Origin of the sequence: Deinococcus radiodurans R1 = ATCC 13939 = DSM 20539 (assembly GCF_000008565.1) — a bacterium.
GTDB classification, from domain to species: Bacteria; Deinococcota; Deinococci; order Deinococcales; family Deinococcaceae; genus Deinococcus; species Deinococcus radiodurans.
Genome location: NC_001263.1, coordinates 709,714 through 733,551, shown reverse-complemented (window position 1 = coordinate 733,551; position 23,838 = coordinate 709,714). Strand labels below are relative to the sequence as shown.

General features: G+C 68.5%; 22 protein-coding genes. 11 read left to right on the top strand and 11 right to left on the bottom strand.

Features of this window, described 5'->3' with window-relative positions; all coding sequences use genetic code 11:
• The first annotated feature begins 6 nt into the window (after positions 1–6).
• The 11 genes from DR_RS03715 to DR_RS03665 all read left to right on the top strand — a co-directional run bounded on the left by DR_RS03715 (position 7) and on the right by DR_RS03665 (position 13,747).
• Positions 7–606, top strand: coding sequence for a mismatch-specific DNA-glycosylase (locus tag DR_RS03715; protein WP_010887360.1), 600 nt, complete (start codon positions 7–9; stop codon positions 604–606).
• Positions 607–609: 3 nt separating this feature from the next.
• Complete coding sequence (locus DR_RS03710; RefSeq protein ID WP_010887359.1) at positions 610–1,410, top strand: hypothetical protein; 801 nt, start codon at positions 610–612, stop codon at positions 1,408–1,410.
• A 253-nt stretch (positions 1,411–1,663) separates the two neighbouring features.
• Positions 1,664–3,202: a GT4 family glycosyltransferase PelF gene (pelF, locus tag DR_RS03705; protein ID WP_010887358.1), complete on the top strand. Its 1,539-nt coding sequence runs from the start codon at positions 1,664–1,666 to the stop codon at positions 3,200–3,202.
• 10 nt (positions 3,203–3,212) lie between these two features.
• Entirely contained in the window at positions 3,213–4,697 is a 1,485-nt protein-coding gene (locus tag DR_RS03700; RefSeq protein WP_010887357.1) for a hypothetical protein, read from the top strand.
• On the top strand, positions 4,694–5,728 hold the full coding sequence (locus DR_RS03695; RefSeq protein ID WP_010887356.1) for an NAD-dependent 4,6-dehydratase LegB: 1,035 nt from the start codon (positions 4,694–4,696) through the stop codon (positions 5,726–5,728). The genes DR_RS03700 and DR_RS03695 overlap by 4 nt, the downstream gene beginning before the upstream one ends.
• Before the next feature lie 47 nt (positions 5,729–5,775).
• Positions 5,776–6,519 carry a nucleotidyltransferase family protein gene (locus tag DR_RS03690; protein WP_027480005.1) on the top strand — a complete coding sequence of 248 codons (744 nt, stop codon included), beginning with the start codon at positions 5,776–5,778 and terminating at the stop codon, positions 6,517–6,519.
• A 14-nt stretch (positions 6,520–6,533) separates the two neighbouring features.
• The gene (locus tag DR_RS03685) at positions 6,534–7,430 is read left to right on the top strand and encodes an NAD-dependent epimerase/dehydratase family protein (RefSeq protein WP_162177698.1); all 897 of its coding nucleotides are present in this window, start codon (positions 6,534–6,536) and stop codon (positions 7,428–7,430) included.
• A 116-nt stretch (positions 7,431–7,546) separates the two neighbouring features.
• The gene (locus DR_RS03680) at positions 7,547–9,739 is read left to right on the top strand and encodes a hypothetical protein (RefSeq protein WP_010887353.1); all 2,193 of its coding nucleotides are present in this window, start codon (positions 7,547–7,549) and stop codon (positions 9,737–9,739) included.
• A gap of 186 nt (positions 9,740–9,925) precedes the next feature.
• The gene (locus tag DR_RS03675) at positions 9,926–12,082 is read left to right on the top strand and encodes a hypothetical protein (protein WP_010887352.1); all 2,157 of its coding nucleotides are present in this window, start codon (positions 9,926–9,928) and stop codon (positions 12,080–12,082) included.
• Complete coding sequence (locus tag DR_RS03670) at positions 12,066–12,824, top strand: endo alpha-1,4 polygalactosaminidase (RefSeq protein WP_010887351.1); 759 nt, start codon at positions 12,066–12,068, stop codon at positions 12,822–12,824. Before DR_RS03675 ends, DR_RS03670 begins: the two co-directional genes overlap by 17 nt.
• Positions 12,821–13,747 carry an MJ1477/TM1410 family putative glycoside hydrolase gene (locus DR_RS03665; protein WP_010887350.1) on the top strand — a complete coding sequence of 309 codons (927 nt, stop codon included), beginning with the start codon at positions 12,821–12,823 and terminating at the stop codon, positions 13,745–13,747. The genes DR_RS03670 and DR_RS03665 overlap by 4 nt, the downstream gene beginning before the upstream one ends.
• A 1-nt stretch (position 13,748) precedes the next feature.
• Here DR_RS03665 and DR_RS03660 read toward each other — a convergent pair whose 3' ends face one another.
• From DR_RS03660 to DR_RS03610, 11 genes are all read right to left on the bottom strand, one after another.
• The gene (locus DR_RS03660; RefSeq protein ID WP_227085998.1) at positions 13,749–14,330 is read right to left on the bottom strand and encodes an HD domain-containing protein; all 582 of its coding nucleotides are present in this window, start codon (positions 14,328–14,330) and stop codon (positions 13,749–13,751) included.
• Between the two features lie 35 nt (positions 14,331–14,365).
• Positions 14,366–14,824, bottom strand: coding sequence for a cupin domain-containing protein (locus DR_RS03655; RefSeq protein WP_010887348.1), 459 nt, complete (start codon positions 14,822–14,824; stop codon positions 14,366–14,368).
• A 76-nt stretch (positions 14,825–14,900) separates the two neighbouring features.
• On the bottom strand, positions 14,901–15,575 hold the full coding sequence (locus DR_RS03650) for a V-type ATP synthase subunit D (RefSeq protein WP_010887347.1): 675 nt from the start codon (positions 15,573–15,575) through the stop codon (positions 14,901–14,903).
• A 90-nt stretch (positions 15,576–15,665) separates the two neighbouring features.
• On the bottom strand, positions 15,666–17,081 hold the full coding sequence (locus DR_RS03645; RefSeq protein WP_010887346.1) for a V-type ATP synthase subunit B: 1,416 nt from the start codon (positions 17,079–17,081) through the stop codon (positions 15,666–15,668).
• Complete coding sequence (locus tag DR_RS03640; protein ID WP_010887345.1) at positions 17,078–18,826, bottom strand: V-type ATP synthase subunit A; 1,749 nt, start codon at positions 18,824–18,826, stop codon at positions 17,078–17,080. Before DR_RS03640 ends, DR_RS03645 begins: the two co-directional genes overlap by 4 nt.
• Before the next feature lie 95 nt (positions 18,827–18,921).
• Entirely contained in the window at positions 18,922–19,269 is a 348-nt protein-coding gene (locus tag DR_RS03635) for a V-type ATP synthase subunit F (RefSeq protein WP_010887344.1), read from the bottom strand.
• Positions 19,266–20,243, bottom strand: a complete 978-nt coding sequence (locus DR_RS03630) for a V0D/AC39 family V-type ATPase subunit (RefSeq protein ID WP_027480006.1) — start codon at positions 20,241–20,243, stop codon at positions 19,266–19,268. The genes DR_RS03635 and DR_RS03630 overlap by 4 nt, the downstream gene beginning before the upstream one ends.
• Positions 20,244–20,259: 16 nt before the next feature.
• Positions 20,260–20,817, bottom strand: a complete 558-nt coding sequence (locus tag DR_RS03625; protein WP_010887342.1) for a V-type ATP synthase subunit E — start codon at positions 20,815–20,817, stop codon at positions 20,260–20,262.
• Between the two features lie 2 nt (positions 20,818–20,819).
• Positions 20,820–21,125, bottom strand: a complete 306-nt coding sequence (locus DR_RS03620; protein WP_010887341.1) for an ATP synthase subunit K — start codon at positions 21,123–21,125, stop codon at positions 20,820–20,822.
• Positions 21,126–21,143: 18 nt separating this feature from the next.
• Positions 21,144–23,216, bottom strand: a complete 2,073-nt coding sequence (locus tag DR_RS03615) for a V-type ATP synthase subunit I (protein ID WP_010887340.1) — start codon at positions 23,214–23,216, stop codon at positions 21,144–21,146.
• Positions 23,213–23,509 (bottom strand): V-type ATPase subunit subunit G family protein, encoded by a 297-nt coding sequence (locus tag DR_RS03610; RefSeq protein ID WP_231885323.1) that lies wholly within the window; start codon positions 23,507–23,509, stop codon positions 23,213–23,215. The genes DR_RS03615 and DR_RS03610 overlap by 4 nt, the downstream gene beginning before the upstream one ends.
• Between the last annotated feature and the right edge of the window lie 329 nt (positions 23,510–23,838).

Here is a 23,838-nt window from a genome sequence, read left to right as displayed (position 1 = left end):
GGGACAATGACTGCGCCGCATGACGTGCCCGACCTGACTGGCAGCGGTGAATACCTCGTGCCCGACGTGCTGCAACCGGGGCTGACGCTGGTGCTCGTCGGCACCGCCCCGAGCGGCATCAGTGCGCGGGCGCGGGCGTACTACGCCAACCCAGAAAACAAGTTCTGGCGCACGCTGCATGCGGTGGGCCTCACGCCCCGGCAACTCGTACCGCAGGAGTACGCGACGCTGCCGCAGTACGGCCTCGGCCTGACCGATGTCGCCAAGCGCCACAGCGGGGTGGACGCCGCACTCCCCGGCGAGGCGTGGCGCCCCGACGAACTGCGCCGCAAAGTGGAGCATTACCGCCCGCGCATCGTGGCGTTTACCAGCAAGCGCGGCGCCTCCGAGACGCTCGGCGTGCCCACCGGCAAGCTGCCCTACGGCCCGCAGCCGCAGCCGCTCGACTGGCCGGCGGAAACCGAGCTGTGGGTGCTGCCCTCGACGAGTCCGCTGGGCCACAACCACTTCCGGCTGGAGCCCTGGCAGGCGCTCGGTGACCGGGTGCGCGAACTGCGCGGGGCCGCCGAGGCCGGGAACCCATCCCCGGAAACCCCCGTACTGTAGGCGATGGCTTCACGACCGCCCGCACCGCCCACCGACTCTCGCAACGCCGCGCTTTCTTCCATAGGAGCGCCGGCGCTGCGGGAATTGTTGCGGCCCCAGACCGCCGAGGACCCCCGCGACCCCTGGGCCAAAGCGGAGTGGACCAGAGCGGAGTCGAGCGCGGCCCGCTGGCAACGGCGCAAAGAGCAGGGACAGCAGGTGGCGCGGCGCGGGGTCGGGTTGGCGGTGCTGCTCGCGCTGGCGGGCCTGGGCGCCCTGGTGCTGCTGCCGCTGCTGGTCGTGCTCGGCATCGGCGTGGCGAACGGCAGCGCGCCGGCGGGGTGGCTGCTCGGCGCGGCGCTGCTGCTGGGGCTGCTCGGCCTGCTGTGGACCGGCTGGCGAGCGGCGGGACTGCTGCGCGCTCCGCTGAGTGTTCCTGCCGTTACCACGTCGCCCGAGGAAGGCGCCCTGCTCACGCTGCTGCGCGAGCACGAGCGGGCTTTGCCACCGGCGACCCGACCCGCGCTGCACGCCACCGTCATCGCCACCCGTGACGCGCTAAGGGCGACTGCCGGAGAAACGACCCTCTCCCGCGCCGCTTTCGACGCCCAGCAAGCGGCGCGCGAGGACCTGCCCGACCTGCTCGCCGCTTATCAGGCACTGCCGAGCGGCGCGCGGCAGGACGAGGAACTGCTCGGCCAACTCGCCCGCATCGAAACGCGCATGGCCGCCGTGACCCGCGAGCGTGCCCAGGCCGGCCAGCGGGCGCTGCGGGCTCACGGCCAGTACCTCGACGACAAGTACGAGGCAGACTCCGAGCCCTGAGCGACAGGCCCAACGACACCCGCCGCCGCGCAAGCGTCCAGAGAAACAGGCCACCCGACCCCCCTCAAGATGTAAAGTTTTTAACATTGGCGTTCGGCGCCTGCCCGCGACGCGCTCTTCTAACCTGGGTCCAACCTGGTGTCGTCTCCTTTCCGGAGGCCGTCCGCCGAGGTGTCCCCACGGCGCTGCGCTGCTCTCCAACCGCTACCGGTCCTCGCCCCGCCTCTCCTTTCCTCCCCCGCTGGACCTGACCATGACTCTGCCCCTGACTTCCAATTCATCCCCGGCGCTCCCCGCCCGCGCGGCGACCCGCATCGCGCTGTACACCGAGGGCACCTACCCGCAGGCGCACGGCGGCGTGAGCGTGTGGGTGGACCAACTGGTGCGCGGGCTGAGCGACCACCAGTTCGCGGTGCAGGCGATTGCCGGGCTGCCGTTTACCCGCATGGCGCTGGAGGTGCCCGGCAACGTGCAGGTCGAGCAGGTGCCGCTGTGGGGGCCACCTCCCGGCGGCGCGGGCGGGCGGCTGTGGCAGCAGGCCCACCGCCGGGCCTTTGCGGGTGAGGTGCTGACCGCCTACGAGACGCTGCTCACCGGGCTGTGCCGGCTCGACGTGCCCACCTTCAGCGTGGCGCTGCGGCGCCTGAGTGACCTCGGCCAGCGCGGCAGCCTGACCCCGGCGCTCGACAGTGCGCGGGCCGCGCAGCTCACCCTCAACCTCTGGGACCGCGAGGCGCAGACCCTCGCTGCCCAGCGTGACCGCCTCAGCCCCCGCTTACCGCGCCCGACGGTGGCCGAGGCGCTCGACGTGCAGATCTGGCTCGAACACGCCCTGCGGCCCCTGACCGCCGTGCCCCCCGAGGCCGACGTGGGGCACGCGGTGAGCAACGGCTTCGCGGCGATGCTGGCGCTACATGGGCTGTGGCAGCGCGGCACGCCCTTCGTCCTGACAGAGCACGGCATCTACCTGCGCGAGCGCTACATCGAGTTCCGGCGGGGGCGGCACGCGCCGGGGTACAAGACCATGCTGCTGCGCTTTTACCGCCTGCTGTGCTCGGTGGCCTACCAAAACGCGGCGCTGGTGCTGCCCGGCTCGCACTACAACCGCCGCTGGGAAGAACGGCTGGGCGCCGACCCAGACCGCATTCAGTGCGTCTACAACGGCATTGACCCCAATATCTTTCCGCCCGCCGAATCGGAACCGGAAGGGCCGGTGGTGAGCTGGGTGGGCCGGGTGGATCCCCTGAAGGACCTCGAAACCCTGATTCGCGCCTTCGACCTCGTGCGCCGCCGCCGCCCCGACGCCCGCCTGCGGCTGTTCGGCGGCACGCCCGTCGGCAACGAGGGCTACGAGCAGCACTGCCGGCAGGTGGCAGCGGGGCTGAACCTCGACGAGCACGTGAAGTTCGAGGGCCGGGTGGACGACATCACCGACGCCTACCGCGCCGGGCAGGTGGTGGCGCTGACCAGCGTGAGCGAGGGCTTTCCCTACACGGTGATCGAGGCGATGGCAATGGGCCGGCCCCCCGTCGCCACGCGGGTGGGCGGCGTGCCGGAGGCGGTGGGCGACGCCGGACTCATCGTGCGGCCCCGCGACGCGCTCGGGGTGGCGAACGCGCTCACCAAACTGCTCGACGACCCGGCGCTGCGCCAGCAACTCGGGCAGGCGGCCCGCGCCCGCGTCATGGACCTGTTTACCCTCGACGGCTGCCTCGACGCCTACCGCCGCGCTTACCCGGTGGCCCGCGCCGCCCGACTTTCGCCTTCACAGGGACCGGGCGAGCTGTGGTGAGGGGGGAGCTGTGGTGAAAGGCCCTCCCACGTCCTCCGGCTCGCCCACTGGCACGCTGACCGGTTTCGACGTGCTCACTGGACGCGCGCCGGACCCGGCAGGAGAGCCGCGCCCCGATGCCCTGGCCGAATTGCCGCTGCCTGACAAGCTGCGCGAGGTGGACCTGACGCTGCGCCCGGACCGCGAGCGGGCGGTGGACGCGCTGGAAATCGCCGCCTACCTCGAAGCCGACGGCCTGAACGACGAGAGCCTGCGCGACCGCTACGGCGCCGGGGGGCTGTTTGCCGCCGCCGAGTGGCTCTACGCGCAGCGCGGCACCGGGCGCGCCCTGGAACGGCCCCGGCGTGAGGCGCGGCCCCGCTTTCCCTGGGAGCTCGCGCAGCGCGGGCCGCTCTACCTGCTGCCGGGGCTGTGCGGCCTGCTGATCGCACAGGCCACGCCCCCGGTCACCGGACGGGCTTTCGTGTTCGCGGCGGCTTTCGGCTGGGGCTACTCGCTACTGATCGCCAGCGTGCGCTACGCCGAACCGCTCGGGACGCCGGGGCGGGCGCTGCGGCTGACGCTGTGGGTGGGCGGCGCCTGCGGCCTGCTGGGCGGCGCCCTGAGCGCCCTGCTGTGGCCCGGCAGCGGGCTGTGGACCACCTCGCTGCTGTGGGGCACGGCGATGGGCGGCGCGGTGGCCCTCGCCGGAGCCGCCGCCGGGGTGATGCTGGCGCTGGGCGAACGCGGGCAGGTGGCCGGGGCCTTTGCGCCCGCGCTGCTGCTCGGCGGGATGCTGTATGTGCTGCCGAGCACGGGACTGGCAGTGGCGGCGCTCGCGGCCCTGGCCGTCTTTCCGGTGCTGCTCGCGCTGCGGGCCACCCGCGACGGCGGCGAACTGCCCGCCCGGTTTGTCACCCTGCGCCCCGGCCTGGGGCTGGCGGCTTACGGCTGGGCGCTGGCCGCCGCCTTTGCGGGGCTGAGCCTGCGGCTGGGCGGCTGGACCATGCTGCCGCTGGTGCTCAGCGCCGGGCTGCTCGAAGCCGGGGTGTGGAACGCGCAGCAGGGCCTGCAATACGTGGCCCGGCAGCAGGGCAGTTTCACCCTGCTGGTGCGCCGGGGCGCGGCGCGGGTGCTGGGCACGGCGCTGGTCTACGGGCTGGGGCTGCTCAGCCTGCTCGCGCTGCTCAGCGCCGTGCGCTGGTTGGCCGCCGGCTGGCTGGGCATCGGCACCCCAGCTCCTGCTGGCGCGGCGGGCCCCGGCACCCTTGGCGACCTGCCCTTCAGCGACCTGAGCCGCGCCGCCCTGGTCACGGTGTCGGCCTTCGGCGCCGCGCTGCTGCTGAGCACCTGGCTTGCCAACCAGCGGCGCGAGCGCTGGCTGCTCGCCTTCTGGCTGGGCTTTTGCCTGCTGCTGACCCTGGGTGTCTCGCCGCCCGCGCTTTCGCTCTTCGCCGCCTTCGCCCTGCTGCCGCTTACCCTGTTCACCCTCTATGACCTCCGGAGTTACCGATGAACCAGACTGACCTTTCTGCCTCCAGCACTTCCAGCACCTCCCGCCCCCTGGTGGCCGTGACCGGCGCCGACGGCTTTATCGGCTCGCACCTCACCGAAGACCTCGTGCGGGCGGGCTACCGCGTGCGGGCGATGGCGATCTACAACTCGCAGGGCAGCTACGGCTGGCTCGACACCGTGCCGGGCGAAGTGATGGAACACGTCGAAGTGCAGCTCGGCGACGTGCGCGACGCGGGCAGCGTGCGGGCGCTGATGCGGGACGTGCAGACCGTGTACCACCTCGCCGCGCTGATCGCCATTCCCTACTCCTACGTCGCGCCGCGCTCGTATGTGGAGACGAACATCACCGGCACCCTGAACGTGCTCGAAGCCGCCCGTGACCTCGGCACCGGGCGCGTGATTCACACCTCGACCTCCGAGGTCTACGGCACCGCCCGCAGCGTGCCCATCCACGAGTCGCACCCGCTGCAAGGGCAGTCGCCCTACTCGGCCACCAAAATCGGCGCCGACAAGCTCGCCGAGAGCTATTTCCTCAGCTTCGGGCTGCCGGTGGTCACGCTGCGGCCTTTCAACACCTACGGCCCGCGCCAGTCGGCCCGCGCGGTCATTCCGACGATCATCTCACAGCTCGCCGCCGGGCGCACCGAAATCAAGCTCGGTGACCTGCGCCCCACCCGCGACTTCAACTACGTGGCCGACACCGCCCGCGCCTTTCGTGCGGTGGGCGAGGCGGGGCCGGAAGTCCTCGGGCGCACCCTCAACGCCGGCTCGGGCCGCGAAATCAGTGTGGGCGACACCGTGAAACTCATCGCGCAGGTCATGGGCAAGGACGTAGAGGTCAAGCAGGAAGACGAGCGCCTGCGCCCCGAGGGCAGCGAAGTCATGCGCCTGCTCGCCGACCACCGCGAGTTGCAGACGCTGACCGGCTGGCAGCCGCAGGTGACGCTCGAAGAGGGGCTGAAGCGCACCGCCGAGTGGTTCACCGACGCTGGCAACCTCGCCCGTTACCGGGTGGACCAGTACACCATCTGAGCCCCCTCCCCCCGCTCGTCACATTCCTACGTTTTGAAGGAGGCCCCATGCACGCCGTCATCCTCGCCGGAGGCCAAGGCACCCGCCTGCGTCCCTACACCACCCGCGTTCCCAAGCCCCTCGTGCCCATCGGCGGCGAACTCTCGATTCTGGAAATTGTGCTTCACCAGCTCAAGTCGTTCGGGTTTACCCGCGTCACGCTGGCGGTGGGGCACCTCAGCCACCTCATCCGCGCCTTTGTCGGCAACGGGCGGCAGTACGGGCTCGACATCGACTACACCGAGGAAGAAACGCCGCTCGGCACCATCGGCCCGGTGCTCAACGTGCTGCCCTGGCTGCCCGAGCACTTCCTGATCATGAACGGCGACGTGCTCACCGACCTCAATTACGGCGCTTTTTTGCGCGGCCATATGGCGAGCGGCGACCCGCTGACGGTTTCGACCTACCACCGCGAGATTCGCAGCGAATTCGGCGTGCTCGACGTGGACGACTCGGGCGAACACATCGTCGCCTTCCGCGAAAAGCCCGCCGTGCCCTTTCAGGTCAGCATGGGCGTGTACGGCATGACGAAAAGCACCCTGGGCCGCTACCAGCCGGGGCAGGTGCTCGGCTTCGACACGCTGATGCTCGACCTGCTCGCGGCGGGCGAGCGCCCACGCAGCGACCTCTTCGGCGGCTACTGGCTCGACATCGGGCGCCCCGAGGATTACGACACCGCCAACGAGCAGTGGAATGAAATGCAAAAAGTCCTGCTGCCCGGCGGCATTCCGCCCCGTCCTCCCCAACTGTGATAGGCCCCGCAACTGTGACCCCCAATTCCGTAACCCCACCCCAGCCGGGCCGCGTCCTCCTGCTCGGCGCGGGCGGGTTTCTGGGCGGCGTGATTGCCCGTGAGCTGCGGGACGCCGGGGTGGACGTGCGGACCACGACGGGCGACCTCACCGCGCTGACGCCCGCAGACTGGGCCGCCCAGCTTGACGGCGCAAGCGCGGTCATCAACGCCGCCGGACGCACCGCTGGCAGCCTGAGCGACCTCACCCGCGCCAACGTGCTGTTGCTCGCCGGGGTGCTCGAAGCGGTGCAGGCGGCGGACTTGCGTCTCATCCACCTCGCCTCCGCCGCCGAGTACGGGCGCACCCCAGAGGGCGAGGCGAGCCGCGAGGACGGCCCTGCGCAGCCGCTTTCGCCTTACGGGGCGAGCAAGCTGGCAGGGACGGTGCTGCTGGAGGAAGCCGTGCGGACGGGCCGCGCCGACGCGCTGGCGCTGCGGCTGACCAACCCGGTGGGCGCAGGCATGAACCCCGGCTCGCTGCCGGGCCGGGCGGCGCGGGAGCTGCGGGCAGCAGCCGAGCAGGGCCTCCCCAGCGTGCGCTTCGGACCGCTGGGCGCTTTCCGGGACTTCATCGCGGCGCGGGACGTGGGGCGGGCGGTGCTCCACTTTCTCCACGGACAGCCGGGCGAGGAGGCGCGGGGCGTGCTCAACCTCGGCAGCGGCGTGGCCCGCCCGGTGCGCGACCTCGTGACCGAACTGGCGCGGATTGCCGGCTACGGCGGCGACCTGCTCGAAGACGCCCCCGGCAGCCCCCGCAGCGGCGACGTGCCGTACCAGCGGGCAGATTTAACGGCCCTTAAGGCGAGTGGGTACACCCCCGGCGAAGACCTGGCGGCAGCGTTGACCGAGTTGTATTCTGGTGGGAGTTAAGTTTTTCACACCGTTGTCCAGTCCGTGGACAAGAAAACACTCAGTCGACACTCAAGTTTTTCGCCCAGCGGCCCGCGCACGCAGCGCCGGCGGGTGAAGTCCAATCGGGAGACCTGATGAAACACCTCCGCGCCTCTGCCGCCGCCCTCTGTGCCCTGACGCTCACCCTTACTCTGACCGGCTGTGGTCAGGACCGGACGACCCCCGACGCGACGAACGCCAGTGTTCCCCCCACCGTGGTGGACGAAGTGACCGCCCCGCGTGCGGCGACCGAGACGGGCACCCTGCCCGACCCCCGGCAGTCGCCGCTGCTGCGCGCCCAGAACAATGACACGTCCGCCGCCCGTGCCCGCCTGGGAGCGGCGTACGTGCCGCAGGGCCGCTCGCTCTCGGCGCAGGCGCTGCCCGCTGGGGTGCAGACGAACAAGGTCGCGCTCAAGGTTCTGATTCTGTCGAGCGGCGCGGGCGATTACGGCCTGGCCGAAGCCCGCAACATGCTCGGCGAATCGGGCGTGCCCTTCGACGTGCTCGACGCCAGCAGCCAGCCGCTGACGCCCGACGCCCTGATCGGCCCCGACGGCGTGGGCCGCTACCAGGGCGTCATCTTGACCAGCAACGCCCTGCTCCTGCCACCCGACAGCAGCGGCCTGATGCCGAGTGCGCTCGACAGCAGCGAGTGGCAGACCCTGTTCGAGTACGAGAAGGCCTACGGCGTGCGCCAGCTCGCGCTCTACGGCTATCCCGGCGCCGTGCCCGAGGACTACGGCCTGCGGGCGGTGGCGGGGGCCGAAACCTCGACCACCAGCATGACCCCCACCGCTGCGGGCCGCAGTGTCCTGAGCGACCTGACCACCGCCAACATCCCGGTGCGTTACGCCTACTCCTACCCGGCCACCGTCGCCAGCGTGCCCGGCGTGACCACCACCCCGCTGATGACCGACGCTCAGGGCCGCGTGCTCGCCGCCACCTCGACGAGTGCCGACGGACGCGAGCGGCTGCTGCTCACCACGGCGCAAAACCCCGCGCTGCTGCACACGCAACTGCTCAGCTACGGGCTGGTGAACTGGCTGACGCGCGGCGTGCACCTCGGTGAGCACCGCCGGTTCCTGCAGGTGGACATCGACGACTGGTTCCTGGCCGGCGACCACTACAACGCCAGCACCGGGGGGCTGTACGACAAAGCCTTCCGCATCAGCGGCAACGACGCGCTCGCGGTGCGCGACCAGCAGAGCCGCATTCGCAGCGACTACCCGCTAGCGCGCAACTTCCGCTACGCGATGGCTTTCAACGGCGGCGGGGCGCGAACCGACGTGGCGACGTTGTGCACCACGCTGTTCACGGGCGTCGCCAAGGATTCGCTGAGCAGCGCGAGCAAGTGCCTGGGCAACACCTTCGACTGGGTGAACCACACCCGTGACCACCAGCGCATGGACGTGACGGACTTTGCCACCGCCGACGCCCAGCTCGCCGACAACTTCGCCATCGGGACGCGTCTGGGCCTGACCATCAGCCGCCAGTCGCTGGTGACCGGCGAACACTCGGGTCTGGGCTTCATGGACCCGACTGACGACGGCACTCACAACGACGGCGTTTACCAACACCCCAAGCAGGACCTGGGTCTAGAACGCAGCAACCCAAACCTGCTCGGCGCCGCCGTGCAAAACGGGATTCGTTACCTGGCGTCCGACCACAGCGTCGCCAGCCAGCGCGACGACAGCTGCCCCACCTGCGGCGTGTTGCACCCGCTCAACCCCGGCATTTTCCTGGTGCCACGCTGGCCCAACGGCGTCGCCTACCACGTCACCACGCCCGCCGAGGCGACGGGGTACTACAACAGCGTCTACGGGCCGCAGGGACGCTTTCCGTACTGGGATCACAACCTGAGCTACAATGAGTTCCTGAACAACGAGAGCGACATGGCGCTGAGTCAGGTGCTCGACGGCGCCGCGTTCCCGCACTATATGCACCAGCCCAACCTGCGCGAGTACGGCTGGGGCAAGAGCCTGGCGACCGACTGGGTTCAGGCGCTGCTGACCAAATACGCCCAGTACAGCACCTTGCCGCTCAACACCCTGCGCTGGGACGACCTCGGCGCCTACCTCGAGCGCCGCACCCGCGAGGAAAAGGCCAAAGCGTCCGGCGACCTGAGCGGCGTCTATGACCGCGCCGCCGGCAGCGTGACCCTGCAAAGCACCGCGTCTGTGCCCTACACGCTGACCGGCAGTGCGAGCGGCGAACTGTATGGCACGGCCCGCAGCCAGCAAGGCACCGTCAGTGGTGCGGCCACCCTCGCCGTCACCCCGCGCTGAGGCCAGTGGCCTGAGCCGCCCGGCAACCCGCTTTTCTGGCTTCTCTGCCAGGAGCGGGTTTTGTCGTGAGTCATATTTTGTCTTGAGTCATACAGCCAAGGGCGCTCAAAGCAGCGTCAGAAAGAAAGCCGCTGCACATATGGCCGGTGACAGGCTGGGAATGCTGTCTGGCCGGAGGACTCCCTCATGAAACGTCTCCCCACTTTGCCGGCCCTGGTGTCGGTGACCCTGCTGCTCGCCGCCTGCGGGCAAAGCGAGCCGGTGACGCCGGGCGCCGCTCTGCCGGAAACGACGCTAGCCACGGCCCCTGACCACGCGGCCCCGGCAGCTCCCCTGAATACCCCGCAAGCGCCCTCGCCCGAGGCCCAGGACGCCGCTCGCCGCCTCCATGAAGGCTACGTGCCGCGCGGGCCCAGTTTGCACGCGCAGGCCCTCCCCGCGAATGCCCAGACGAACCGGGTGGCGCTGCGGGTGCTCGTCATCGGCAGCGGGGCGGGCGACTTCGGCCTGAGCAGCGCCCTGAGCATGGTGCAGGAGTCGGCCATTCCCTACGACGTGCTCGACGCGAGCGCCCAGCCACTGACGATGGACACGCTGGTGCGCGGCGACGGTGTGGGCCGCTACCAAGGCGTCATTCTCACCAGCAGCGCCCTGCTGATGCCCAGCAGTGAGCCGGGGCCGCTGCCCAGCGCGCTCGACAGCACCGAATGGCAAACGCTGTTCGAGTACGAGCGGGCCTACCGGGTCCGGCAACTCGCGCTGTTCGGCTGGCCGGGCGCGGTGCCCGAGGACTACGGCCTGCGGGCGGTGGACGGCGCGGCTACGACGCTCACCACCGCGCAGGCGACCCCGGAAGGCCAGCGCACGCTGCTCGACCTGACCGCGCAGGCCATGCAGGTGCTCTACGCCTACACCTACCCCGCCGCCGTGGTGCCGGTGCCCGGAGTGGCGAGCACCACGCCGCTGCTCACCGACCCCCAGGGCCGGGTGCTTGCCGCCACCTCGACCACCAGCGACGGTCGCGAGCGGCTGCTGCTGACCACCATGCAGGCGCCCACGCTGCCGCACACCCAGCTCCTCGGCTCCGGTCTGCTGGAATGGCTGACCCGCGGCGTGCACCTCGGCGAGCACCGCCGGTTCCTGCAAATCGACATCGACGACTGGTTTTTGCCCGGCACGCACTACGACGCGGCGACGGGCGGTTTCTATTCAGACCCTTTCCGCATCAGCGGCAGCGACGCGCTCTCGTTGCGGGAGCAGCAACAGGCCATCGAAACCGAGTTTCCGGCGGCGCGCACCTTCCGCTACGCGCTGGCCTACAACGGGCTGGGCGCCACGCCGAACGCGCCCTTGCTGTGTACCCGCGAGTCGCTGGCGCTCAGCCCCGATGCGCTGAGCAGTGCGAGCAAGTGTCTGGGCGACACCTTCGACTGGGTGAACCACACCCACGACCACCTCCGCATGGACGTGATGGACGAGGCAACGGCGACCGCGCAACTTCAGGACAACCTGTGGGTCGGGGCACAACTCGGCCTCAAGCTCAGCCGCGCGGCCCTGGTGACCGGCGAACAATCGGGCCTGGGCTACATGGACCCGACCGACGACGGCGCGCACAACAACGGCCTGTACCAGCAGCCCAAGCAGGACCTCGGCCTGGAGCGCAGCAACGTCAACCTGCTGACGGCGATGAACAAGACTAATGTGCGCTTTATCGCCTCCGACCACAGCGTGCACAGCCAGTGGGACCCCGGTTGCCCGACCTGCGGCGTGCCGCACCCGCTCAACCCAAATGTCTTTCTGGTGCCGCGCTGGCCCAACGGCGTCGCCTATTTCTCGACCACGCCCGACGAGGTGACGGGGTACTACAACAGTGTCTACGGCCCCCAGGGCACGGCGCCTTACTGGGACCACAACCTGAGCTACGCCGAGCTGCTCGACCAGGAAAGCGGCTTTGCCCTGAACCATCTGCTTGACGGCGGTGCCTTTCCCCACTACATGCACCAGGCCAATCTGCGCGAGTACGCCCCCGGCAAAAGCGTGGCGAGCGACTGGGTGCGGGCGCTGCTGCGGCGCTACTCCACCTTCTCGACCCTGCCACTCACCACGCTGAGCTGGGACGACCTCGGCACCTACCTCGAACGCCGCACCCGCACCATTCATGCTCAGGACCGGGGCGACCTGAGCGGCGTCTATGACCGCACGGCGGGCACGGTGACCCTCACCAGTGCGGCTCCGCTCCCCTACCTGCTGACTGGCGGCGTGGCGGGCGAGCCCTACGGCGCCCTGCGGCTGCAAAGCGGCGACGTGAGCGGCACCCTCATTGTGAATGTCAGCGCCCACTGAGCCCCCCGCTCCGCAGCTCGCCGTGTACTACGGCCCAGCCACCGCACCGGCTCTGGCAACGCTGGCGGCCTTTCCACGGGTGGTCGTGCAAGCGCCGCTTTATACGCCTGAGCAACTCGCGGCGCTGCGGGGCGGCAGCACCCACGTTCTCGCTTACCTCAGCGTGGGCGAGGACCACCCGCTGGGAGACTGGGAATGCCGCCCCGGCAGCGCCGCCTACCACCAGCAACCCAACGCCGCGTGGCCGAGCGTGGTGGTGGACGCCGCGCACCCGCTGTGGCACTCGACCCTGCTGACGCGGGCGGAGCAGGCGCTCGAACACACCGACGGCCTGCTCCTCGACACGCTGGAAAGTGCGGACCCGGCGGCGACCCTCGCCCTGCTGCGGCACCTGCGCGCGGTGTTTCCCCAGGCGGCGCTGTGGGCCAACCGGGGCTTTACGCTGTGGCCGGCGCTGCCGGAATTGCTGCGCAGCGCCCCCGACAGCGGCGTGTTGTTTGAGGCCTTCAGCACCCACCACACGCCCTACGCGCTGCACGACGTGGCGGGGCTGGCCTACACCGCTGCCTGGCTGACTGAGGTGCGCCGCAGCGGACTCGCCGTACACGCGCTCGACTACGCCGACCGGCCCGAACTGGCGGCAGCCGCGAGGGCACGTGCAGCGGCGCTGAACCTGCCTACTTTCGTCAGTGACCGCGCCCTCTCACGGCCCGGCGGCTGGCCCGCCCTGGAGGAACTATGAAACCCTTGCTCTGCTCTTTGCTGCTCCTCTCCGCCTGCGCTGGCCCGTCCGAGCCCCAGGCCAGCGGCGCCGGTCCCGCTCAGACTCCTCCGCCAGTCACCGTCCCCATGACTCCGCCCTCCAAAAAACCTGCGCTGAGTGCCGTTCAGCACTGGGGGGTGCAGCTCACCGGCTACGGGCAGACGCGGCTGAACGCAGTTCACACCTCGCCCTTCGAGCTGGTGGTGGTGGACCCCTTCGACGACGACGGCACCCCCTGGCCCGCCGCCGAGGTCCGGGCCGCCGCACAGGGCCGCTGGCTCATCGCTTATCTCAGCATGGGCGCCGCCGAGAGTTACCGCTCCTACTGGCAGAAGGGCTGGAAAGTCGGTGCGCCGGCCTGGCTGCTGAACGAAGACCCCGACTGGCCCGGCAACTTCGACGTGGCGTACTGGGACCCCGCGTGGCAAGCCATTGCCCTGGCGCAGCTCGACCGGGTGATCGCGCAGGGCTTCGACGGCGTGTACATGGACCTCATTGACGCCTACCAGCGCCATGACAACCGGCCTGGCGCCCGCGCCGAGATGGTGGCGTGGGTGTGCAAAATCGCCGCGCACGCCCGCGCGCAAAATCCCCAGTTCGTCATCATTCCCCAGAACGCTGCCGAACTCATCCGCGACCCCGGCTACGCGGCGTGCGTAGACGCCAGCGGCAACGAGGAAACCTACGTCTATGCCGCCAACCGGCCCACCGAAGCCGCGCGGCAGCGCGAGCTACTCGCCAGTTACCGGCTGTGGCAGCAGGCGGGCAAACCGGTCTTCACCATCGAGTACGCCAACCAGCCCGCCCTGATGAAAAGCGCGGCGGAGCGGGCGCGGGCGGCGGGGCTCATTCCCTATGTGGGCGAACGGAGCCTCGACAAGTTGATTTTGAATCAGCCCTGACTTACGGCTGTAGCACCCCTCTCGCCTGCGCCTGCGCCATTACCCCCTGCGCTGCCGCCCACAGTTCGGGAAACTCGCGCAGGTGCTTTTCCTTGAGCCCCAGCACCCGCAAGTGCGTGAGTTCGGGGTGGCTGGCGGCGCACCCCTGGGCACCGGGTCCCCACGTCAACAGCATGGGCTGCAAGGCGTCAAGGGCGCGGGCAAAACGGACTTCGGTGGTCTGGCGGGCCTCGAACTCCTGCCACAGGCCTAGAAATTCGGCGGCCTGGTCAGTGGGCAACAAGCCGAACAGCTCGGCAGCCGCCCGCGCCTCCGCCTCCTGCTGGGCAGCCTGTGCCTCAGCGGGCGCGTCGAAGGACAGGTCCCCCGCCCCGATTTCGACCAGGTCATGCATCAGCAGCAGGCGGACGACGCGGCCCACGTCGGTTCCGGTAGGCGCGTATTCGGCCAGCGTCAGCGCCAGCAGCGCGAGGTGCCAGGAATGCTCTGCGCTGTTTTCCAGACGGCTACCGTCGTGCAGCCGGGTGGTCCGCAGGGCGGTTTTCAGGCGGTCACAGGTCAGCACAAAGTCGAGCTGGGCCAAGAACCGAGCGAACAAATTCGGGGTTTGGGCCGCTATCAGACCGGCTCCTGCACCCAGTCGGGCACCTCGGCAATGCGCGCTCTGGCCCAGGCGAGGTCGGTGTCCTCCGGTCGGCAGATGTCCCAGCTTCGCCCCGCCGCATAGGCCCCCATGATCTGAAAATCGGCGCTGTGGTGTAGCGAGCAGTGGCCCACGCCAGCGGGAATCAGCAGCACGTCACCCTCCCCCACCGACAGCTCGGGGCCGCCCGCGCCGCCCAGAATGACCCCGGCCTGACCCCGCAGCACCACGATGACCTCGTGGGCGTGGCTATGGTAGTGATGGAAATTGTAAATCTGCCCGGTCCAGCTCCCGAACCAGTCGCGGGCCTTGAGGTGGTCCCGCACCTGCGCGGCGCTCTGACCCTTCAGCGCCGAGGGATAACGGCGGGCCGGCAGCTGGGGATTGTTGGGAACCCCCGCGTTCTCAGCGAGTGGGATGAGGTGCGCGTTCATGGAGGCAGTTTAATGACCTGTCCGTTGCTACAAAAAAACCGCCCCCACATGGAGGGCGGCTTCTGGCTGACCGACTTCAGTCGGCGGCGCTGCCGTGGCTGGTCGCGGCGGCGGCTTCGCGGGCTTCTTTGTTCTTGCCCTCGATCTTGGCCTTGATCTTCTTCTGGGTGTAGCCGGCTTCGCGTTCGCGCTGGTCGAGCACGCTGCGAATGAAGCGGATGTCGTCGTGAATGCCGGGGATAACCACCTGTTCAAGTGCGTTCACGCGGCGCGAGGTCTTTTTGATCTCCTCGCCGATGCGGCGCAGCTTGGTTTCGGTGGCCGCCACCTTCACGATGGCTTCGAGCACCCCGCCGAAGTCGTTCGACGCCTGAATGGTGCGGGCGCCGACGTTGATCGGGCTGAAGTCCGCCTGGGCGGCGCGCTCGGGGATGTTGATCTTGGGCACCTTCACGCCGTAGATGCTCTCGATCTGCATGTCCACGGCGTAGTCGCCGGTCCCGGCGAGGCTCAGGCTCTCGACGGCCTCGGGGCTGTCCCAGGCTTTGGCGCCGAAGAGGCTGGTATACGCGCCTTTGCTCACGCTCGAGAGCTGCTCACGGGCGGCGAGCGCGTCCTTGACGAGTGCAAAGAATTCGCCGATCAGGGCGTCACGCTTGCGCTTGAGCAGGTCGGCGCCGCCGTTGGCGGTCTTGAGGCTGGCCTTGCTGGCGAGCAGCGCGGAGCGGGTGGGGCTGATTTGTCCTGCCATTTGTGTTCACCTCCCTCGTTGGTGGTGATGGTAGAGGGTCGGGAGGTCATGGTCAAAGTCTTTTGCCATGCGCTCTCAACCCTCAGCCCTTTAGATGCTGCTGCGTCCGCCCTTCCACATTTCGTCCATCTTGGTGCCGTAGTACTTGTCGATGGAGTCCTTGGACAGACGGGTGAGCTGGCTCTGCGGCAGTTTGGACAGAATGCCCCAGGCGACGGTCAGCGAGTCGTCGATGCTGCGGTCCTGGTCGCCCTGGCCGATGAAGTAGTTTTCGAAATCATCGGAGAACTTCAGGTACAGCTTGTCGGTCTCGGTCAGCGCGTCTTCACCGGTGATTGCCACGAGCTTGCGCAGGTCGAGGCCGTTGGCGTAGGCGGCGAAGAGCTGGTCGGCCACGTTCTTGTGGTCGGCGCGGGTCTTGCCCTTCCCGATGCCGTTGCCTTGCAGACGCGAGAGGCTGGGCAGCGGGTTGATCGGGGGGAACACGCCCTTGGAGTTCAGGGTGCGGTCGACCACGATCTGCCCTTCGGTGATGTAGCCGGTCAGGTCGGGGATGGGGTGAGTGATGTCGTCGTCGGGCATCGACAGGATCGGCACCTGGGTGACCGAGCCGGGCTTGCCTTCCACCACACCGGCGCGCTCGTACAGCGACGCGAGGTCGGTGTACATGTAACCGGGGAAGCCACGACGACCGGGGATTTCTTCGCGCGCGCCGCCAATTTCACGCAGCGCTTCGCAGTAGTTCGTCAGGTCGGTCAGGATCACCAGCACGTGGTAGCCGTGCTCGAAGGCCAGGTACTCGGCGGTGGTCAGCGCCATGCGGGGGGTCAGCAGACGCTCCACCGCGGGGTCGTCGGCCTTGTTCAGGAAGAGGACCGAGCGGGCCAGCGCGCCGGTGCGCTCGAACTCCTGGGTAAAGAAGCTCACTTCGCGCTGGGTCAGGCCCATCGCCGCGAACACCACGGCGAAGTCGCCTTCGTGACCGGGCACCTTCGCCTGACGGGCGATCTGGGCGGCGAGTTCGTTGTGCGGGAGGCCCGAGCCGGAGAAGATCGGGAGCTTCTGCCCACGAATCAGGCTGGTCTGCACGTCGATGGTGCTGATGCCGGTCTGAATGAACTCCTCGGGCTTGGCGCGGGCGGCGGGGTTCATCGGCTGGCCGTCCACACTCAGGCGCTGTTCGGCCACCACGGCAGGCAGCCCGTCGATGGGGCGGCCCAGGCCGTCGAAGCGGCGACCGATCATTTCCTTGCTCACGCCGAGGCGCGCCACGTCTTCCACCAGGCTGACGCTGGCGGTGGCGAGGTCGAGGCCACGGGTTTCTTCGAACACCTGAATCACGGCGTTCTGGTCAGACACGCTGATGACGCGTCCGCCGCGCAGCTTGCCGTTGCCGTCCTTGATGTTCACGATGGCGCCGTTGGGCAGGTCGCTCGCGGCGTTCACGAACAGCAGCGGGCCGGAGATGTACGCGACATCGTTGTATTCCTTCTGGAGAAGGGTCACGCTTTCACCGCCTTGAAGGTCTGGTCGAGCTCGTCCATCACGCCTTCGCCGTACGCCATGAATTCGTTTTCAGGGGTGTAGCGGGCGCGGGCGAGCTTCTCGATAACCGGGTTTTGAATGATTTCGTCGATGGTCAGGCCGTTACGCAGGGCCGCCTCGGCTTCGTCGTAGAACTTGAGGAACATCTTCATCAGCCCGTAGTTTTTGGGCATGGAGGCCGAAGCGTCCACCGGGTCGAAGCCGTTTTGCTGGAGGAAGTCCTGGCGCAGCATGCGGCCCGTTTCAATGATGAGGCGCTCGTTGTCTTGCAGGGCGTCGGGGCCGACGAGCTGCACGACTTCTTGCAGCGCCGCTTCCTGTTGCAGCAGCGAGCCGATGCGCTGGCGCAGTTCGGGGAAGTCGGGGCCGACGTTCTCGCGGTACCACTTGTCCAGAATGGGAGTAAACAGCGAGTACGAGCCGTTCCAGTTGATCGCCGGGAAGTGACGGCGACGGGCGAGGCCCGCGTCCAGACGCCAGAAGGCGCCGGTGATTCGCAGGGTGGCCTGGGTCACGGGTTCGGACATGTCGCCGCCTGCGGGCGACACGGCGCCGATGACCGACACTGCGCCGTCTTCGCCGGCGAGGGTCTTCACCGCACCGGCGCGCTCGTAGAACGCCGCCAGCTTGGCGCCGAGGTAGGGCGGGTAGCCTTCTTCGGCGGGCATTTCTTCGAGGCGCGAGGAAATTTCGCGCAGCGCTTCGGCCCAGCGGGAGGTGCTGTCGGCCATCAGCGAGACGCTGTAGCCCTGGTCGCGGAAGTACTCGGCCAACGTCACGCCGGTGTACACCGAGGCTTCACGCGCCGCCACCGGCATGTTGGAGGTGTTGGCGATCAGGATGGTGCGGTGCATCAGCGGGCCGCCGGTCTTGGGGTCTTCCAGTTCGGGGAATTCCACCAGCACGTCGGTCATTTCGTTGCCGCGCTCGCCGCAGCCCACGTACACCACGATGTCGGCGTTGCCGTACTTGGCGACCGACTGCTGCGTCACGGTCTTGCCCGAGCCGAACGGCCCAGGAATCGCCGCCGCGCCGCCCATCACCAGCGGGAACATCACGTCGAGGATGCGCATCCCGGTCAGGAAGGGCAGGCTGGGATCGAGCTTCTTCTGCACCGGACGCGGCGCACGCACCGGCCAGTAGTGTGCCAGGCGCAGCTTGGTGCCGTCTTCGAGTTCGGCGATGGTGTCGTCGATGGTGTACTGCCCGGCCGGCGCGACCGAACGCAGGCGGCCCTGCACTTCCGGCGGCACGAGAATCTTGTGGGTAAAGGAGAATTCCGGCACGGTGCCGAGAATCCCGCTGCCCGTGACCGTGTCGCCCGCCTGCACGCTGGGGGTAAAGTCCCACTTCTGCTCGCGGTTGAGCGAGGAAACTTCGATGCCACGCGCGATGAAGTTACCGGAGGCTTCACGGATCTTGTCGAGCGGGCGCTGAATGCCGTCGTAGATGCCGTTGAGCATCCCCGGCCCGAGTTCGACCGAGAGGGGCAGGCCGGTGGTCTCGACGGGCTCACCCACGGTCAGACCGGCGGTGTCTTCGTACACCTGGACGAAGGCGGTGTCGCCGTCGAGGCGAATGATTTCGCCCACGAGGCGCTCCTGGCCCACGCGCACGATGTCGTACATCTTGGCACCGTACATGCCCTTGGCGATGACTGCCGGGCCGGCGATGCTCTGCACGACGCCTTGCTTCTGTTGCGTCATTTGATGCTCCTTCGGAAAAGTTCTAAGGGAAGAGGGTCTAAAGGTCTAAGAAAGAACAGCATAGACCCTAGACGCTCAGACCCTTAGACACTGCTTCACAGTTTGATATCGAACCCGATAGTGTCGCGCACCAGCTTGCCCATGTACGCCTTGGCGTCCACGGTGTCGCTGGAAAACGCGTCACGCAGGCTGGGAATCGGCAGCAGGATCGGCAGGTCGCGCCCGCGCATGATCCGCGCCGTAGCGGTCGCCGGGTCAGGAATCAGGCCGGTGTCCACGGCGATCAGGCCGTAGCCTCCGTCCGTGATGGCCTGCTCCAGCGTCCGCAGCGCGTCTTCCGGGCTCGCCTCGATCACGGTGGCGCCCGCCAGGCGGTAGCCGGTCGCGGTTTCGGCGTCGCTCAGGACGGCGATGCGCTGCATGGTGCTTTCGCCCTTCGTCATGCCTGCACCTCCCGGCGAATCTCGTCGGTGGGCAGGTCGTAGTACTTGCCGCGCCCGATGAGGCGGAGTTTGGCGACCTCGATTTCCTTGCGGCGCAGGAAGTCGAGGATGATGCCCACGCCTTCCACGTCCGACACCGCGCTGCTGCGGGCCGCGCGGTCGAGCGCCGTGCGCGCCGCCACTTCGGCGTCCTCGATGCTCGGGGCTTCGAGAATGGCGGTGATGTCGGCGTTGCCGCCCGCGTCACCTGCGCCCAGCCGTCCATACCCGGCAGCGTCGAGGCTGCCTCCCGGCACGAACAGGTTGGTGTCGAGCGTCCCGCCGCGCGAGTTGCGGGCAATCAGCGCGTTGGTGATATCGATTTCGCGGCTCAGATACCGGCGCAGGCTGGTATCGCGCGACACCTGGGTGGCGTAGCGGTAGTACCCCTGGTCGAGCAGCACCTCGAGGTCGAGCAGGCGCCCCGTCGTGTTGTAGGCCGTCACCGCGTTGCGAAACACCTTGGCGAGCGGGTGTCCGCCCACGCCGAGGGCCGTCGCCGCGCTCGCGAGGTCGGTCGATTGCGACGCCGTTTGCAGCACACTCGGCTTGATGGTGCCGCCGGGAATCAGGTTTTGCTGGATGGTCTCGGCCCCGCGCCCGCTGACGATGCCGCGCGCCAGGGTCTTGAGGTTGGTGAGGTCCCACTTCATCAGCAGGGTCTCGATTTCGCGTTTGGCGTCGCCGTCGGCAAAGCCGAGCACCCGCTGCGTGGTGTCGAAGAGGTTTTGCGACAGGGCGCGGTCGAGTTCGGGCAGACCCGCGCCCTCAGCGGTGGTTTCGCGCATGTTGGGCGCGAAGTCCGTCTCGCTCAGGACGCGCAGGAATTCCTGGTAGCTGCCCGACGCGAGCGCCGCGTCCAGGGCACGCCCGTCCAGCAGCTTGGTCCGCATGACGCGAACGCGCGTGTTGATGTAGGAGTAGTCGTCGGGCATACAGTCCTTTCCGACCTTATTCCGCGAGCAGGCGGCTGATCTGCGGGGCCATGTCGGCCTTGACCCGCTCGAGTCGCCCACTGAGGGTGTTGGTCACGCCGCTCTTGCCGCCACGCGCCACGACACGCACGCCGCCCTTGATAGAGGGATTCTCGCGCACCTCCACGCCGCTCACCAGGTGGCGGGCGACGTTCATCTCGGCGGGGTTGACTTCGATGGCCTCGGCGTCGGGCACGGCTTGCAGGCCTTCTTGAATCAGGCGCGACAGGATGTTGCCGTACTCGGGGGCGCTGGTCACGTTGCCCAGGTAGTCTTCGACCATCTGGTAGACCTGCGTGACGCCGCTTTCGCTGGCGGTCAGGCGCGCGGCGTTGAGTTCGAGGTCGGCTGCCGAGCGGGCGCGCACCAGCCCCGCCTGACGCTGGTTTTCCAGCAGGCGCTGACGGCTGTCGAGCAGCGTCTGGGCGCGTTCACGGGCGTCGGCCACGATCTTCTCAGCGCGTCCCCGAGCTTCGGCGCGAATGCGCTCGATCTCGCTCTGCGCTTCGTTTTCGAGGAGCTTGTCGAGGGCCATGATTAGCGGATCAGGAAGAGGGCCAGGAAGCCGAAGATCACGAGGGTTTCGGGGAGCAGGAAGACGAGCAGCAGCTGACCGAGCTTGCTGGGGTCTTCGGCGGCGGCGCCGACCAGGCTCGAGCCGATGCGGGCCTGCGCTACGCCGGTGCCCAGAGCGCCGAGGCCCAGGGCCAGGCCCTTACCGATGGCGGCGAGGCCAGCGTTGTTGGTGGCGTTGCCGGCGGTGGTCACGGTTTCCTGCGCGAAGCCGGTGGTGGCGAGGGCGAGCACGAGGGCGGCGAGGGCGATCTTGGTGGTCTTGGTCATGGCAGTTTCTCCTGAAGATTATTTGACCTGCCCGGCATCGGAGGCGGGGCTGAGGCGGCGAAGGGGGGCGTAACGGGGGCTGGTCTCGTTGTTGAAGCCGGTGGGGTTCAGGAACTCGACCATGTGGAGACGGATAGGTTGCAGGATGTGGCCGATCAGGGTCAGCGCCAGCACGAAGAAGTGCAGCAGCGCGCCGATCACGATGCCCAGGATGATGCCCAGGAACCCGATTTGCTGCGACAGCGACCAGCCGAGGTCGGTGCACAGCTTGGCGAGGATGGCCGACACCAGCCCGACCGCGAAGATACGGGCGTAGCTCACGACCGAGCCGCCCTGCGAGACGAGTTCGACCGGCAGCAGCGGGAACTGCTTGGCGACGCGCAGGTAGCCCACGATGAACAGGACGAAGCCCAGGATCATCAGCAGGACGCGCCAGTCACCGAAGTTGGACAGCGCACCGAAGTCGGCGCCGGCCTTGGAGATGAAGCCCAGCAGAATCAGGGCGCCGACGCCACCGAACATGGCGAGCCCTTCCCAGACGTGGGCCTGGTCGTTGTGCTTGAGGCCCTGCTGCACGCGGATGCCCCAGCCCCACAGCACTTGCAGGATGCCGAAGCACAGCGCGAACACCAGCGCGATGTTGCCGAAGTTCTCGGTGTCGAGACGGGGAAAGACGATGGGAAGCAGACCGGTGCTGTGCCCGCCCTCGGCGGCGTGGGCGCCCCAGTGGACGCCGGTCCAGCCCCACAGGCGGTTGAGCAGGTCGTTGTTCATGTAGAACACGCCCAGGTGCTCAAACAGGGTGCCGAAAAATTCGCCGGTCAGGAAGCCCCAGAGGATGGTCCAGCCGGCCATGACGTTGGTCACGAAGCCCAGGTCACGCAGGGTGGCGGGCGGCAGGTAGGCCCCGAAAAGGCTCAGGTCCCAGCCCTCGTTGCGCCGGGCCTTGCCCAGCAGCCACATGCCGAAGGCAAGGAACAGCAGGCCGTAGCCGATGTCCGCCATGATGATCCCGAAAAACAGGGGAACGAACAGGGCAACCACCCAGGTCGGGTCGAAGGAACCGTACTTGGGCAGGCTCATCAGGCCCATCACGGTGTTCTGGAAAGGGGTGACGTAGCCGCTGTTTTTCAGCTCGACCGGCACATCCTGGTCGTGGTGCTCGTCGACCGGGAAGACCTCGTAGCTCACCGCGTCGCCAAAGCGCGACAGGGTACTTTGCAGCGCGGGAATCCGGTCGGCGGGCACGTAGCCCTGCATCGCCAGGCTGTACTTGCCCCGGGCCGACACGGCGCGCACGTCGTGCACCGCCACGCGGTCTTTCAGCGCGTCGCGCACGGCGTACAGCGCCGGGCCATGCTGCTGCGCCAGCCGGTCGCGCTCGGCGTTCAGGGCGCGCTGCATGTCGTCGCCGCCCTGGCGCACGCGCCCGAGTTCGTCGGCGGCGGCGCCCAGCGGCATGGTGTCGAAGCGGCCCGGCAAGCGCAGCTCGCCCAGACGGGCTTTGCTGAGCGCGGCGCGGGCGGCGTCACGGTCGGCGCTCAGGGTGGCGATCACGCCGACCCGGTTGGCCCCCACCACTTCCGAGGCGACGGTGTAGCGGTCGCCCAGGCTCTCGCGCAGAGCGCCGTCGAGTTCGCCCAGGTTCTCGGTCGCGCCGATCAGGAACGGCACCAGCGCCACGCGGCGGCTGCGGTCCAGTGTCCCGACCATCCGGGCGAGCGCCCGCACAGCGTCGCCGTAGGTGCGGTCGACTTCGAGGTCGGACTGCAACTCCTGGCGACGCTTGGCGAGGTGTGACACCGGCTGCGCCGCGCCTTCCACCACGGTTTCCCACTCGCTCTGCGCGGGCAGGGGGGCGGGGGCGGGGCGGTAGGCACCGAGCTCGGCGATGGTGCTCTCGGCACGCGCGAGCAGACGCTCGTCCTCGCGGCGCTCCTGAGCGTCTTGCCCGGCGAGGTTGCCGGTGCTCAGCGGGCCTTCCGCGATGGGGCGCAGGTGCAGCACGCCGGCGTCTTGCAGGGCCGTGATCACGTTGTCACTCTCGCGCTTGCGCACGGCGATCACGACCTGCTGCATGGGACTAATCACGGCAGCACCGCCCTCAGAATCTGCTCGGCGGCCTGCTGCACGCGCCCGGCGGCACGCGCCTGGGTGTCTTGCGCCTGGGCCTGAGCCTGGGCGCGGGCTTCTTCACGAATGCGGCTGGTTTCGGTGTCCAGCGCCTGGTCGTGCTCCGCTTGCAGCTGCTGCGCGCGCGTCTCGGCTTCCGAGACGATCCGGCGGGCTTCTTGCTCGGCGGCCTCGACTTCGCGCCGGGCTTCCTCGCGGGCCTGCTCGATCTGCTGATCGAGGGCGGCTTCGCGGCTCGCCAGTTCACTCAAGACTCGACTTGAAACGTCCAACTCCCTCCTCCTTTCCCTTCACTCTTCAACCGCCCTCCAGACGAAAGCCTCATCCGGGGATGAGGTTGCGCGGGCAGAGCGGTGAATCTTGATGGCCCGACCTTGTGATGATTGCGTCAGACTCCTGAGTATCCTAACACACGCTTAATCCGCTCTCCGGGGGGCAGGAGTCCCGGCCAAGCCGCCTGCCCGTCACGCGGCGGGTACTGCTCCATCGCGCCCAACATAGGCGTCCTCATCAAGCCTTAGAAATTCCTTAGAGAAGTGGATGACTGGAGCAAACGGTAAGGGAGGCGGCCCCTCAACGG